This window comes from Alteromonas sp. ABH4_457, assembly GCF_056160625.1.
In genome coordinates this window covers 470657-484545 of the sequence record NZ_JBSWXN010000005.1, presented here as the reverse complement: position 1 = coordinate 484545, position 13889 = coordinate 470657, and the positions used below count along the sequence as shown (strand labels likewise).

Below are 13889 nucleotides of genomic sequence, written 5' to 3'. Positions count from 1 at the left end.
TTAAATATCATACAAAACAAAAAAGGCAGACAAACGTCCACCTTTCTCTATTAATTAAATATCAAATAAAGATAATTAATTTTTCCTCAACATCTCATCATCGTCGGCTTTTAATAAAAGCTGTTTACTGTCGACAAGACATTTTTTCGCGTAATCTCCGAACCAGCTGCCAATGCGGTTAAACTCATCGATAAATGCCTGTTTATCGCCTTTTTCTAATAACGATAATGCATGTCCGAAACGCTCATGAAAACGCTTCAGCAACGCAAAGTTATCAGGATTATTGAAGATAATGTCTGCGTAGAGTTGCGGCGACTGAGCGAACAGGCGGCCTACCATTGCCAGTTCAAGACGATAAATCGGTGAGCTGAATACTGTCAGAGTTTCCAGATCCGGGTTTTCACCCTGCAAATGTGCGCCATAAACAAATGTATTGAAGTGGCGCATTACCTGAATAAAGGCCATTGCCCGGTCGTGTTCTTCTGCCGTGCTGTGATGAACAGTGGCACCCCAGGTGCGCATTTGCTCAATCAACCACTGATAGCTGGCTTCTCCCCTGCCATCACATACCACCACAACCTGCTTTATCATACCGGGCGCATCGGGTCCGAACATGGGGTGTAAACCCACCACCGGACCTTTGTGGCACGACAGCATGGTGGTCAGAGGCTTCACTTTAATACTGGTGATGTCAGCCAGCACACAATGTTCAGGCAATGCATCCAGTTGTCTGATCACCGCTTCAGTCAGTGTAATAGGTACGGCAACGATCACCAGATCTGCCCGCGCAAAAAGCTGTTCCGTTTCCGGTTTTGACCAGTCGTCTTTTTCTACCACTGCCACCGGATAACCGGACTTTTCAAACAGACTGACGATGACTTTACCCAGCGCACCGGCACCACCGACAATAACAACCTGCTGAATATCAGGATTAATACAGCGGTAGCGGTTATTCTGGGTGTGATAAGACTCACGCATGATCCTGCGCAGTAAATCTTCGGTTAAATCAGGCGATACACCGGCAGCTTCTGCATCGGCACGTCTTGAGGCAATGAGTTCTTTTTCCCGCTCGGGCACATACACAGGCATGCCTGTTTCCGCTTTGATTTGACCAACCTGAGTGGTCAGTTTTGCCCGCCGGGATAATAAAGAAACGAGCTCAGCATCGAGCTCGTCAATACCTGACCGCAGTGCGGCCAGTTTACTGGAATGATCCGTCATGTTGCGACTCTGAAGAGAGGCGCTGCAGCTTCAGGCTACAGCAGACCGTTTATTTTGGCGCAATGGTAACACAGTTATCAGCTTATCTCTGGTTTGGGTAATAAGCGTATCTGTGGTTTCCCAGTCAATACAACCGTCAGTGATTGACACACCATATTCCAGTTCGTCAACAGGCACACCATCACCTTTCTGGTTACCGGCATTAATATGACTTTCGAGCATGATACCGATAATCGACTGGTTACCTTCCAGGATCTGATTAACCACGTTCTGCGCTACCAGCGGCTGACGACGGTAATCTTTGGAGGAGTTAGCATGACTGCAATCTACCATCAGTCCTGCAGTCAGACCGGCTTTTTCCAAATCAACTTCGCAGTCAGATACACAAACGGAGTCGTAGTTTGGCTGTTTACCACCACGCAGAATGATATGGCCGTCAGGGTTACCACTGGTAGAAATAACCGCTACCTGCCCCTGCTTGTTGATCCCCATAAAGCTGTGACCGGAAGCAGCTGATTTCAGTGCATTCACTGCAATATCCAGGCTGCCGTCTGTGCCGTTTTTGAATCCGACAGGCATAGACAGGCCTGATGCCATTTCACGGTGAGTTTGAGACTCAGAAGTACGGGCACCGATAGCACTCCAGCTGAACAGCTCTGCCAGATATTGCGGGCTGATTGGATCCAGCGCTTCTGTCGCAACAGGGATTTCAAGTTCTGCTAACCAGATCAGTAACTCGCGGGCTTTACGCAGCCCGGTTTCAATATCAAACGTACCGTCCAGGTGCGGGTCATTTATCAGCCCTTTCCAGCCTGTGGTTGTACGTGGTTTTTCGAAATACACCCGCATAACGATGAACAGGGTATCTTTACACGACTCATGAAGTTCTTTCAGGCGCAACGCATAATCTTTCGCTGCGTCGATATCGTGAATGGAACAGGGACCACAGATCACCAGTAAACGGTGGTCACGGCCATGAATAATATCGGAAATAATTTTTCTGGATTCAGAGATAGCCGAAAGGGCTTCATCAGAAACCGGCAATTCTTTAGCTAAATCATCCGGAGTGATCAGTACCTGTTCAGCACTGACGTGTACGTTGTTAACGGTGTCCTTAATCATGAGACTCTCTTCATAAAATAAAATTGGTTGGCCTGCCTGCAGTGACCTTTTGCAAAATTGCCGCCGGCGCTACACGGTATTTTAACTGCCCGCTCACGATGTAAATCTAAGTTTACAGAATATAAAAATCTTTATTGGCGTAGCTCGTTGACTTTTTATCAATTTTTGATAAAGGCCGCAACCACCACCGGAGACTTTTTTGACACTACGCCGGCAAAATCGTTCTAAAGACCAGGTTATCGCCGGCCTGCGACTGCGCCGTCGGGGATGACTGTATTGTCTTTTATTACGGTGCCCGGCAGAATTGTTACGCCATTTCCGATAGTTACATTACTCCCTATCACCACAGGACGTGCCCGTTGCCATCCGGCAAGTCGTTTTTGGGGATCTTTATGATGCTCAACGGTGGCAATGACAACATTATCTCCGGCCATTATATTATCGCCGGTTTCCACAGAAGCGCCATCGAGAATGGTTAAATAACAACCAGCGGTAAACACACCCCTGCAAACAATTTGAAATCCGTAATCACAATTAAAGTGACGGCCTGTCTGTAAACCCGTGGCACCGGGAATAAGTTGACTGAGTACTTGTGACTTTTCCGTTCCTGAGAGAACGTCAGCCTGATGACACAGCTTTTTTGCCTGCGCCCTGGCTTGCCTGAGGCCGGCATCATTAGTGAGATACCATTCCCCTGCCAGCATGTTCAGAAATTCAGGATTGTGCTGTAAAAGTGAAGTGCCGTTTTCCATTCAGAAATGCCTGTAAAGATGGGGAAGAAAAAGCCTATCACAGACACAAAAATGCCCGCTACTCAGGCGGGCATTTTGTTACATTGTCAGCAGGAATTAATAATCCCAGCTAACCGTCAGACTGTAGTTTGTCGGTGATCCGTAGAATGCCTGCTCGGTTCTTACTGAGCTGAGGTATTTCTCGTCAGTAATGTTATCCAGATTCAGGCTGAAAGACAGATTATCACTGAAGCTGTAGGTCACATAACCGCCCAGCACAGCGTATGCATCCTGAGTAATACGGCCATAACCTGATGTGAAATAAGTTTCACTCTGATACCGGGCAGACAGACCCATATTAAGCTTTTCATTCCACACAGGTGCATAGTCCGCCAGCATCTTAAAAGTTCGACGGGGAATAAAGGTACGGGCTTCATCGCCGTTCTCTTCATCCATGCTCAGCACAGTTAAGCCACCCTGAACGGATAACTCATCAGTGATTGCACCGGACAGTTCAACTTCAAAACCGTTTGAGTCTACGGTTACACCACGGTACAGCGCATAATTAAAGTCATCTGAGTAATCGTCATCATCAACACCGTCACCATCGCCGTATTCGATGAATTCATACAGGTTTTCCTGTTCCGTTCTGAACAGTGCAACAGTCAGCAGGAAGTTGTTTGCGAACTCTTTCTTAACGCCCATTTCATAGCTGCGGCCTTCTGCTGACCCCAGAGGCTGAAGATCTTCATTCAGGTAATACTGTGGCTGATAAATATCGCTGTAGCTGCCGTATACATTCAGGCCTTCCAGAACTTCCCAGGTAAAGCCGATATACGGGCTGCTGCCATTTTCAGTCGTAGAGGTTGACGCGCCCCAGGACTCACCCTCGTTTTCATAGTCAACAAAGCTGACACCAAGCACCAAATCAAGCGCATCGGTAACCGCAAGCTGTACTGAGCCGTAAAAACGGTTTAATGAAATGTCGGTATAACCCGCTTGATAAGGTGCCGCCCATTCAGGGAGTGCCACTTCAGTTCCCGTCCAGCCCGGCAGAGCAGGCATGTCATCAAAGCCGCTCAGTGCACCGTAATCCATGTCACTGGTTTCTGCATCAGCCAGGCTGACACCAACATTAAATGTATGTTCCCTGCCCCAAGCCTCAAACGTACCTTGCAGGTTGTTATCCCAGATTAAGGTTTTATCTTCGGCATCAAATCTACCCGGATAACCCAGCATGCCTAAGCCCGTTTCAGCGTCTAAGCCGGTGTTGGAATAGGTGTAAAATAGCGCAGAGTGATCTTCATAGCGGATGTGATTCAGCTTAGACGTGTATTGCAGATTGTCGTTAATAAACCAGCTTAGCTCTGCAAACGCGGTTTTATTCAATGTATCCCAATAGGTCCAATCCATCGCTGTAGTGGTAGAACGGTCGAAATCAACCTGGGTGCCATCTGAATAAATTAAAGGCACTGCACCCCATGTCACACCGTCACTGTTGTTGTCCTGATGCGAATAGCCGAACATCACAGTCACGCTGTCACTCAGCTGTCCGTCAACGATACCGTAGAACACGTTACGTTCATTTTCGTACAGGTTCAGCCAGCTCTCTTTATTTTGATGGGCCACCACCACACGGGCTGCCCAACTGCCGGAATCAGTCAGTGGCGTGGATACATCAGCCACAGTTCGCATGGATGCCCAGCGGCCCAGTGTAAAGTCAACACTGGCTTCGGTTTCGTTACCGGGGCGTTTGCGCACGTAGTTTACCGTACCGGACGGATTACCCAGGCCGGTGATCAGACCGTTTGAACCACGGATAAACTCGACCTTTTCATAAATCGCCGTATCCAGATCGCCGACAAAAATATCGCCGAAAGGAATGCCCGAGCCGTCAATGTGCATACTGGTGATGTCAAAACCACGGGCGTTGAAGTATGTCCGGTCGGTTTCAGACTGGTCGACGTTAATACCTGTCACCTGCTTAAACAGGCTGTTGATATCACTTAAGCGGTAGTCTTCAATCAGATCAGATTCCAGAATCGACAGCGACTGTGGCGTATCAAAGCTGTCCAGACCCAGGCCAGTCGCGCCTGAACTGATACGCTGAACGCGACTTTCAACAATTCGGATTACTTCGATATTGTCTTCATCCGCTTGCGCACCGTTGTTGTCTGCATCAGCATTCTGCGCCTGTACAGCCATTGCCAGCATGATAGGTGAAAGCGCAAAAATGTGCTTTTTAGTCATTGTGAAACCTGCTCTTAACCAAAGTGAAAATTCGGACGACATTATAAAGAGGACATAGCGAATTTCAAATAATAATTATTATCATTAACATTAGATAATCATTATTTATCATGACATTTGTCATCTGACACTGATGATGTTTGTGACTTACAACAGGCAACCGCTCAAGCCATACTGAACATGCTTCAACATTGAGTACATTTAACCGGCACTTAACCCGCTGCAAGCCCGGCTTGCACAATAAGGAGAACACCATGATTTATGTATTACTTGCTTGCGCCATTTTCACAGAAGTTGCTGCCACACTTTGTTTAAAAATGTCGGACGGCTGGGAAAAATGGCATTATGGCTCTGCGTCAATTGCTCTTTATGCAATCTCAGGAATGATATTTGCGGCCGTATTAAAAAATATGGGTATTGGTGTCGCCTATGCAATATGGTCGGGGATGGGCATTGCGCTTATTGTCACTGCGTCAGTTGTATTTTGGAACCAAAAATTCGACACTTACGCTGTTGCGGGAATAGTGCTCATACTTTCGGGTACACTATTAATTACCAGCAAATCTGCCGTCGTATTCCAATAAGGAAGGAATTCATCAGTTATGCATGCTTCTCAGCTACCGTTACTGTCGGAAGGATCCAAGAAAAAATGGTCTTACAGTTCATTAATTTTCTCGTTATCTTATTTTGTCCCTCTTTTTTATGCTGAGTCAGTTGCTCCCCGGGAGTTAGTGATCTTTGGCTGCGGATACATCCTGTTTGTGGCTCTGTATCTGCTTGCCATTCACTGCAAGCTCTCTACCCTGCCCCTGCCTTTGTCGGCTTTGACGGCCCTGTCATTTACCATCAGCTTTTACAATCCGGGAGCGTCTGTACTATTTGGCTTTATTGCATATATTGCCGGCTACTACTACCCGGTTTCCGCCGGTATCGCATTTGTACTGTTTACCGGTTTGTCCTTAACAGGCTTACAATTATTCTGGTTTGATGATCACCTGCTATTTTTTCTCGCTTCATTAATTAACCTGCTTGTACTTTCTTGCTTTGGCGTAATGGAACGTAAGGAAACCTGGAGCCAGCTTAAAGATGCCAGACACGCAGAGTCACTGAGTGCGCTCAGTGCTATTGCAGAAAGGGAACGCATTGGCCGTGACCTCCATGACATTGCCGGCCACGCACTAAGCAGCATGTCACTGAAGGCACAGTTAGCGGGGAAACTCATAGAAAAAGGCCGCACGCAGGAAGCACACCGGGAAGTAAAAGCGCTTGCACATCTTTCTCAGTCTCTTTTAAGCGAGATCCGTCATGCAGTCAGCGACCTGAAAAAACTCAGCGTTTCGGAAGAAATTACCAAAAACACCCGCGCACTCTCTGAACTGGGCTTTGCAGTCAACGCCTCTGTTCACGACGATGCATTTAGCGGTCTCAGCGCCTTGCAAGAATCTCATCTCGCGCTGGTCGTAAAAGAAGTATTTACCAATATTTTGCGGCACAGCAAGGGGAATCTTGTGAGTCTTTCAGCCCTGCGGGAAAACGGAATGTTAGCGATAACGATTGAAGATAATGGTAAGCATGCGGTTATTGATGCGGGAAATGGACTGACTGGCATCAGAGAACGCGCCGGCTTAATAGGTGCAGAGATGTCGATAACGAGTGGCGACGCAACAAGGGTCAGACTGACCTTACACACCGGAGAATAACTATGCAGGCTATTTCGTTACTCATTGTCGAGGACCAGTCACTGGTGCGGGATGCTATCGCCAGTTTACTGGATCTGGAAGATGACATCACAGTCACCGGAAAGTGTGTGGACGGGGAAGCTGCCATCTCATGGCTTAGTAACAATCCTCATCCGGATATGATTTTGTCTGACATCGAAATGCCAAATCTGAGTGGCCTGGACATGGCCCGTAAGTTACAGGACTCAGGTTTTGCCGGCACTGTGGTATTTATGACGACATTTTCTAAACCCGGTTATATTAAACGGGCTATGCAGCTTGGTGCAAAAGGCTTTATTTTAAAAGAATCTGACAGTGATTATCTTATCTCAGCGTTAAGGAAAATCAATCGTGGAGAACGTGTCATTGATCCTGAGCTGGCTTTACTGGCATTAGATGACAATAACCCCCTGTCTGAAAAGGAGCGTAAGGCGCTGAAACTCGCCAGCGACGGATTAAAAACCAAAGAAATTGCATCTCAGTTATTTCTGTCAGAAGGCACGATTCGAAATTATCTCTCAGAGTCCATTGCCAAACTCGGGGCAACAAACCGTGTTGATGCAGCCAGAATCGCAGAACAGAAAGGCTGGCTGTAAAGGTTTTTCAGAAGGTACAAAAAAGCCCGCTTAAAGCGGGCTTTTTCATAGTTAACAGTAACGCAAGGATTAGTAATCTTAGTTAAGCTTCTCTTTGATACGTGCAGATTTACCTGAACGCTCACGCAGATAGTAAAGCTTAGCACGACGAACTGCACCACGACGTTTAACTTCAATAGAAGAAACCGCCGGGCTGTGTGTTTGGAACACACGCTCTACGCCTTCGCCGCTTGAAATTTTACGTACGGTAAAAGACGAGTGAAGACCACGGTTACGCTTAGCGATAACAACACCTTCGTACGCCTGAAGACGCTCTTTGTCACCTTCAGTAACGCGAACTTTTACTACTACTGTGTCACCTGGACCAAATGCAGGAACATCAGCTTTGAGCTGTGCTTGCTCAATTTTCTTGATGATATCTTGACTGACTTTGCTCATCATATCCTCTCGTCCTAGTTAACTGTCATCTTGCTGCAACTGCGACTTGAATACTTCAAGAAGACGCTGCTGCTCCTCAGTCAGAGCTAGGTGGTTTAATAACTCGGGGCGACGCTGCCAGGTTCTGCCCAGCGATTGCATCTGTCGCCACTGTCTGATTTTTTCGTGATCACCGCTCAACAACACAGGAGGAACCGCTTTACCGTCAAGTACTTCAGGCCGCGTGTAATGCGGACAATCCAGTAACCCGTCGGTGAAAGAATCTTCAATGGCAGAAGCCTGATGACCGAGTACACCCGGCACCATTCTGGCTACCGCATCCATGAGCACAAGCGCTGGCAGTTCGCCGCCGCTTAGCACGTAATCCCCTACTGACCATTCTTCGTCAACATGGGCCTCAATGACGCGCTCATCGATTCCTTCATAACGCCCGCAGATAAAAATCATGCGGTCGTTAGTGGCAAGGCGTTTAACCCCTGCCTGATCCAGCTTTTTACCCTGTGGTGATAAGTAAATCACCTTTGCATGTTCACCGCCGGCTTGTTTCGCCGCGGCGATGGCGTCAGTTAAAGGCTTCACCATCATCAACATACCCGGACCACCGCCATAAGGGCGATCATCAACGGTACGATGACGATCGTGCGTGTAATCACGTGGGTTAAACATCTCGACATCCAGAATGCCTGATTTCACAGCCCGTCCCACAACGCCTTGTTGCATGAAGGGTGCGAACATATCAGGAAACAAACTGATAACGCCGAACCATTTCTCCGCAGTCACTAGAACCCCGGGTCCCAGTCTACCGTAATTACACTTGAAGCCTTATCTACCGATTTAATGACGGAGTCCATCACATACGGCAATAATCTTTCTTTTTGACCAAATGCGTCATTCACTTTGGCGCGGACCTGCAAAACGTCATTTGCGCCAGTGTTAAACACATCTTTCACCACACCCAAATCGTAACCTTGCGTAGTTACGACCTGCATGCCGGTGAGCTCCCGCCAGTAAAATTCACCTTCACCAAGTTCAGGTAACTGGTTTTCGTTAATTGCGATGTCCAGATTCTTGATGCGCTCTGCGTCATCACGACTCTCTACACCGACAACTTTCGCCACCAGACTTTTACCGTGGGGTCGCCACTGATCAATCCGGTATTCTTTACCATCACTGAGTTGCCACGGTGAATAGTCAAAAATACCTTCTGGTACATCAGTAAAGCTGTTGATCTTGACCCAACCTTTCACACCATACGATGCCCCGATCTTGCCAATAATCACTTTGTCAGACGCTTGACTCATCTTTACCTACCAGATTAAGGACAGCTTACGCTGCCGCTTTTTTAGCTTCTTTTACCAAGCTGTTAACGCGCTCAGATAAGCTCGCGCCAACACCAACCCAGTATTCAACACGCTCAAGATCTAAACGCAGACGTTCTGCCTGACCTTGTGCAGTTGGGTTGAAGAAACCGACGTTTTCGATGAAACGACCGTTTCTTGCGCGGCTGCTGTCAGCCACAACTACTTGATAAAATGGACGCTTTTTCGCGCCACCACGCTGTAAACGAATAGTAACCATAGTTGCCTCAAACTCGTTGTAGCGTTACCGTTAACTTACCTCGTTGAAAGCACTGAAAAATCAGCGCCAACAAGAAGGCCGCGGCATTATACGGATCTACGCTTTAATTGCAAGTTTAGTGATGAAAAAAGCGCCTCAGGACACCTTTTCCGATACGGTGTGGATGATGGGGTAAGGTAAGTTCCACATATGCAGCATAAATAACAATGCCTGACGGGGTGAAACTTTTGCCGGGATGGTCACGCCGGCCAGCAAATCCTGTTTCAACGCCATGATCATCAGAACCAGTGCATTAAGGGGGGTAGCATGGTCTTTGCACCGGGAAAGTGCCTGTTCCAGCCTGGCGCCCACCGCAGGTTCGTCTAATAACCCCGGCAGCCGCATCATTAACTCAGCGGTGAACAACAACGCATAAAATTGACTCTCCCCCAGTGTCAGTTTCAATGATGCATCCTTGAAATCACTATAATCTCCCTGCCCGAAAAAACGTTCGCCACAAAGAGACACGGCCTTTTTCATATTATCATTGATATCAGGCCGCGCAGATGCAGTGAGCTCGCACAAATTGGAATTGACGCACTGCATGAACTGTTTTAGCAAGGTAAAAGAATTAAACAAAGGTGAACTGACTGCCATCGACTGACAAGCAGCACTATCCGGAAAAGTCTGATTTACTTCCTCAACAGCACGCAAATGCTGGGTCAGCAAACCATGTGAGCAGGGTTTCGTAAACCAGCAGTGAGACACCTGACTTCCCTGCAGTATTAAACTCTCATTCGCCTGGCCTGATAACACGAAACGACTGATCACCGGGTTGCCTTCGCTCACTTTCTCAAGAAATTCAACACCGTTCATCACCGGCATCATAATGTCGGTAATGACCACATCAGGCGTATCTGACGCGATAGCCTCCAGCCCTTTTTGCGGCGAGTCAGCAATACTGATTTTCCAACCGGTCTGATACAACGCCCGTTTAAGGCCGTTGAGCACCATTTTTTCATCATCAACAAAGAGTATTTTCATCACTGAGCTCACTTTCAACGGTCTGCGGGTGTTCCACCGGTAAAACAATTTTAAAGGTAGTACCTAGTCCAATTTCACTGTTCACTAATATCTGGCCTTTGTGCTTTTCTATAATCACTGCATAGGCCAGTGAAAGCCCCTGCCCTGTTCCTTTACCGGGCGGTTTGGTCGTAAAAAACGGTTCAAAAATGCGTTTGCATACCTCTTTACTCATGCCTGTTCCATTATCGGTAATCTCAATGATCACCGTGTCATCCGCAGGATACACACGCACCTGAATCAAACCTTTTTCCATCCGTTCGCGGCCAAACTTTTCTTCTACGGCATGGGCGGCATTTACAATAAAGTTGAGTACCACCTGATTCACTTCGTCTCTGCTGCAGGTCACCAGCGGCACATCTTCAGAAAACTCCGCTTCAAGGTCGGCCACATAACGCCATTCTCCCCGGGCCACCGTAATGGTTGAGGAGATTGCTTCTTTCAGGTCGACCTTATGCATTTTTTCGTCACCCGAATGGGAAAAAGACTTCATCGCCCCGACGATTTTTGCAATACGCTGCACACCTTCAACCGACTGGTCGAATGCCACTGGCATCTCGTCAATAAGGAACTCAATATCTTCACCCTTCATCAGAGCTTCAAGTTCTGCTCTTATTTCAGCCTGTTCGCCTTCATCCTTACTGTTGAGAAGCGCATGAACGGTTTTCATCACAGAAATGCCGGTTTCAGATGCGCCCTTTAAGAAGAAGATATTATCTGACACATACTGCGTCGGAGTATTTATTTCATGAGCAATACCGGCAGCAAGCTGGCCGATGGATTCCATTTTCTGTGCCTGCCGCAACTGGTCTTCCAGCATAAGTCGTTGGGTGATATCACGGATAACCACGTTGAACAGATGCATGTTCTGTATAACCACGGTCATAGGAGAAAAATTCATTTCGCAATGGAAGGTAGTGCCGTCCGACCGTTTACCGTCCAGTTGCATGACGTGTTGATGCTTCCCTTCTTCACCGTCTCCTGTGAGCAGCCGGATGTCGAATCCGGGCAGGATTTTTGTAATATCCTCGTTGCGCAACTGGTCTGCATCTTTATATCCGAACAAACTGAGACCGACGGTATTAACGCCGGTAATCCGGCCATTTTCATTGACCACCAGCAAGCCGTCAGCCAGGTTTTCCACGATGTCTTTCTCTCTGGCAGCGCTGACTTTGGCTGTAAGCTCAGCAGCCTGTAAACGCTTGTCAAAAATTGACCCCAGCAGCGTTGTTGCAAAAATGACGAACACCAGTGTTGTAATAGCCAGTGCGAGAATGGCTGGTTCAGCGTGGCCCCCGGTCTCTGAGGGAATAAATGTTACTGGCAAATAATAATGCACCGCATACATTGCCACATAGTGCATGCCCGCGATGGCCATGCCCATCACCATGGCACAGCCCACCAGTCCTAATTGCCCGCGAATGTTTTTACGCTGTATGTAAATCACCATATAAATGGCAACCATCGCAAACAGCCAGGCGCAAACGATGGAGAGTAAGAAGAAGCCAAAATCGTAGGTCATGGCAGCTTCAGTCTCCATAGCTTCCATGCCTGTGTAATGCATTGCCCCGATCCCGATCGCCAGACTCAATGAACTCAGTTGAATATTGGTAAAGGTGAATACTTGTGTCGCTATGAGTTTCGCAGCGATATAAGCGCCAACAATGGGTGGCAATATAGACACCATGGTCAATGCCACATCAAATGACATGCCGATAGGTAACATAAAGGCGAGCATGCCGGTGAAGTGCATCGCCCATACCCCTAACCCAAATGTCACACTGCCAAACCGCTTCCATTGCCGTCTTGTTGACAATAATTCGGTTTGCCACATCCGTTTTAACACGACAATTAGCGAGTAGGCCGCCAGTGTTGAAACGAGCAGAGAAAGGAAAAGAATAAAGTGATTATAATGACCGTTTACTTCCGTATATAACGCCGGCTCCGGCGTAATAAACCTCCAGAAAGTCATACTGCAATATCCTCCGCATTTCCGGCGTCACCGTTGTCTTCCAGATACACTCCGATCATCAGTGCAGGACTTAACGCACCACTTTGTATGCATACAGTGAGGATCTGTTTGAGTGTAGTGGTTACTACCTGCCCTTCTCTGGCCAGTTGCTTTCCGGCGTTGGTCGCGATTTTTTCTGATATCACCATACCGGGTTCAATGGACGATACCGGCACAGACATCAAATCGGATTTGCGCAGCAACATTCGGGTAAAGACCGACAAAATTTTGCCGTCGTACCAGCGGGCATCTGTTTCCAGCCGGCGTAATGCATCCACCGTGGACATGCCTGTCTCCCGTGCCCTGATAAAATCATTAACCACTTTAAGCATTCTCGCTCCGAAAGGAATGTCTGCACCTTGTACATCGTCAGCGGGGACACCTTCCCCGTTAAAGCACTTGTCCTGATAGCGGATGTTCCTGGCTACCGCTTCAAAGCGGGGAATTTTTTCCAGTAAATCGCTGGCCAGACTGGCGTGTTGTTCAATCAGTTCATTTTCAGCCGCCGTCAGCTTGCTGGTTTCATACTGGTCGGCCAGTACGCCCGGCAATAGAATCGTTCCCAACTGTGATAACTCAGCAACGGGTTCCAACATCCAGCTTTGTTTTAGCTTCAGTTCCCTTGCGAGCTGAAGCATGTACATTTTCAACTGTACATTGTGTGCTGCAGCCTTCGGATTCACCAACTCCAGGACTTCAGCCAGAACACTGACAATGCCTCTTACTGTCTGATTCAACAGGCCCTTTTCTGCCATAATCAGACTATGTTGATGAAATCCGGCTTCTATAACCCGCTTCAGTTCAACAACAGAACAGGGTTTGGTGAGAAACCTGAAAACATCCCCCTCGTTTACTGCATCTATGGCTGTTTGCTGATCGCCGTTACCGGTAACCATAATTCTCACAGTGTCCGGATAGAGACGCTTTACTTCCCTTAGCAGCGATAAGCCATTCATATCCGGCATAGTCATGTCAGTGACAAGCACGGCATAATGATTTTCTGCCATCAGTGCCAGCGCCGCTTTACCGCTGTTTGCCACATCAAAAGCAAGTTGCCCCCGAAGATTGCGCCGGAAAGAATCGAGCACATTGGCCACATCATCCACCAGTAGTGCTTTGTTTTGCATGGAGGCTCCCGGAGACGGTTCACTTGTTTAACAAA

General features: G+C 47.7%; 14 protein-coding genes. 3 read left to right on the top strand and 11 right to left on the bottom strand.

What is annotated here, in order from left to right; translation table 11 throughout:
* Positions 1–75: 75 nt before the first annotated feature.
* The 4 genes from tyrA to ACXAGR_RS14895 all read right to left on the bottom strand — a co-directional run bounded on the left by tyrA (position 76) and on the right by ACXAGR_RS14895 (position 5324).
* Entirely contained in the window at positions 76–1221 is a 1146-nt protein-coding gene (tyrA, locus tag ACXAGR_RS14910; protein WP_474851126.1) for a bifunctional chorismate mutase/prephenate dehydrogenase, read from the bottom strand.
* 30 nt (positions 1222–1251) lie between these two features.
* Complete coding sequence (locus tag ACXAGR_RS14905; RefSeq protein WP_474844790.1) at positions 1252–2343, bottom strand: 3-deoxy-7-phosphoheptulonate synthase; 1092 nt, start codon at positions 2341–2343, stop codon at positions 1252–1254.
* Positions 2344–2579: 236 nt separating this feature from the next.
* Positions 2580–3095 (bottom strand): maltose acetyltransferase domain-containing protein, encoded by a 516-nt coding sequence (locus ACXAGR_RS14900; protein WP_474851125.1) that lies wholly within the window; start codon positions 3093–3095, stop codon positions 2580–2582.
* Between the two features lie 96 nt (positions 3096–3191).
* Complete coding sequence (locus tag ACXAGR_RS14895; RefSeq protein WP_474851124.1) at positions 3192–5324, bottom strand: TonB-dependent siderophore receptor; 2133 nt, start codon at positions 5322–5324, stop codon at positions 3192–3194.
* Positions 5325–5578: 254 nt separating this feature from the next.
* Here ACXAGR_RS14895 and ACXAGR_RS14890 point away from each other — a divergent pair, with 254 nt between their 5' ends.
* Genes ACXAGR_RS14890 through ACXAGR_RS14880 form a run of 3 tightly spaced genes read left to right on the top strand, consistent with a single transcriptional unit; the run spans position 5579 to position 7638 of the window.
* A complete protein-coding gene (locus tag ACXAGR_RS14890) occupies positions 5579–5908 on the top strand; it encodes a DMT family transporter (RefSeq protein WP_119500791.1) in 330 nt (109 codons plus the stop codon).
* A gap of 18 nt (positions 5909–5926) precedes the next feature.
* Positions 5927–7024 (top strand): sensor histidine kinase, encoded by a 1098-nt coding sequence (locus ACXAGR_RS14885; protein WP_474851123.1) that lies wholly within the window; start codon positions 5927–5929, stop codon positions 7022–7024.
* 2 nt (positions 7025–7026) lie between these two features.
* Positions 7027–7638 (top strand): response regulator transcription factor, encoded by a 612-nt coding sequence (locus ACXAGR_RS14880; RefSeq protein WP_119500789.1) that lies wholly within the window; start codon positions 7027–7029, stop codon positions 7636–7638.
* A gap of 78 nt (positions 7639–7716) precedes the next feature.
* Here the strand turns inward: ACXAGR_RS14880 and rplS are convergent, their stop codons facing one another.
* The 7 genes from rplS to ACXAGR_RS14845 form a co-directional block, all read right to left on the bottom strand.
* The gene (rplS, locus tag ACXAGR_RS14875; protein ID WP_119500788.1) at positions 7717–8076 is read right to left on the bottom strand and encodes a 50S ribosomal protein L19; all 360 of its coding nucleotides are present in this window, start codon (positions 8074–8076) and stop codon (positions 7717–7719) included.
* 18 nt (positions 8077–8094) lie between these two features.
* The gene (gene trmD / locus ACXAGR_RS14870; protein ID WP_474844786.1) at positions 8095–8856 is read right to left on the bottom strand and encodes a tRNA (guanosine(37)-N1)-methyltransferase TrmD; all 762 of its coding nucleotides are present in this window, start codon (positions 8854–8856) and stop codon (positions 8095–8097) included.
* Positions 8856–9377 carry a ribosome maturation factor RimM gene (gene rimM, locus ACXAGR_RS14865; protein ID WP_474851122.1) on the bottom strand — a complete coding sequence of 174 codons (522 nt, stop codon included), beginning with the start codon at positions 9375–9377 and terminating at the stop codon, positions 8856–8858. The genes trmD and rimM overlap by 1 nt, the downstream gene beginning before the upstream one ends.
* A gap of 25 nt (positions 9378–9402) precedes the next feature.
* Entirely contained in the window at positions 9403–9654 is a 252-nt protein-coding gene (rpsP, locus tag ACXAGR_RS14860; RefSeq protein ID WP_070174859.1) for a 30S ribosomal protein S16, read from the bottom strand.
* A gap of 135 nt (positions 9655–9789) precedes the next feature.
* The gene (locus ACXAGR_RS14855) at positions 9790–10677 is read right to left on the bottom strand and encodes a response regulator (protein ID WP_474851121.1); all 888 of its coding nucleotides are present in this window, start codon (positions 10675–10677) and stop codon (positions 9790–9792) included.
* A complete protein-coding gene (locus ACXAGR_RS14850; RefSeq protein ID WP_474851120.1) occupies positions 10658–12688 on the bottom strand; it encodes an MHYT domain-containing protein in 2031 nt (676 codons plus the stop codon). The genes ACXAGR_RS14855 and ACXAGR_RS14850 overlap by 20 nt, the downstream gene beginning before the upstream one ends.
* Positions 12685–13854, bottom strand: a complete 1170-nt coding sequence (locus ACXAGR_RS14845) for an HD domain-containing phosphohydrolase (protein ID WP_474851119.1) — start codon at positions 13852–13854, stop codon at positions 12685–12687. Before ACXAGR_RS14845 ends, ACXAGR_RS14850 begins: the two co-directional genes overlap by 4 nt.
* Positions 13855–13889: the final 35 nt, after the last annotated feature.

Coding starts and splice junctions, on each gene's coding strand:
- tyrA (WP_474851126.1), bottom strand. CDS start 1,221: ATGACGGATCATTCCAGTAAACTGGCCGCACTGCGGTCAGGTATTGAC.
- ACXAGR_RS14905 (WP_474844790.1), bottom strand. CDS start 2,343: ATGATTAAGGACACCGTTAACAACGTACACGTCAGTGCTGAACAGGTA.
- ACXAGR_RS14900 (WP_474851125.1), bottom strand. CDS start 3,095: ATGGAAAACGGCACTTCACTTTTACAGCACAATCCTGAATTTCTGAAC.
- ACXAGR_RS14895 (WP_474851124.1), bottom strand. CDS start 5,324: ATGACTAAAAAGCACATTTTTGCGCTTTCACCTATCATGCTGGCAATG.
- ACXAGR_RS14890 (WP_119500791.1), top strand. CDS start 5,579: ATGATTTATGTATTACTTGCTTGCGCCATTTTCACAGAAGTTGCTGCC.
- ACXAGR_RS14885 (WP_474851123.1), top strand. CDS start 5,927: ATGCATGCTTCTCAGCTACCGTTACTGTCGGAAGGATCCAAGAAAAAA.
- ACXAGR_RS14880 (WP_119500789.1), top strand. CDS start 7,027: ATGCAGGCTATTTCGTTACTCATTGTCGAGGACCAGTCACTGGTGCGG.
- rplS (WP_119500788.1), bottom strand. CDS start 8,076: ATGAGCAAAGTCAGTCAAGATATCATCAAGAAAATTGAGCAAGCACAG.
- rimM (WP_474851122.1), bottom strand. CDS start 9,377: ATGAGTCAAGCGTCTGACAAAGTGATTATTGGCAAGATCGGGGCATCG.
- rpsP (WP_070174859.1), bottom strand. CDS start 9,654: ATGGTTACTATTCGTTTACAGCGTGGTGGCGCGAAAAAGCGTCCATTT.
- ACXAGR_RS14855 (WP_474851121.1), bottom strand. CDS start 10,677: ATGAAAATACTCTTTGTTGATGATGAAAAAATGGTGCTCAACGGCCTT.
- ACXAGR_RS14850 (WP_474851120.1), bottom strand. CDS start 12,688: ATGACTTTCTGGAGGTTTATTACGCCGGAGCCGGCGTTATATACGGAA.
- ACXAGR_RS14845 (WP_474851119.1), bottom strand. CDS start 13,854: ATGCAAAACAAAGCACTACTGGTGGATGATGTGGCCAATGTGCTCGAT.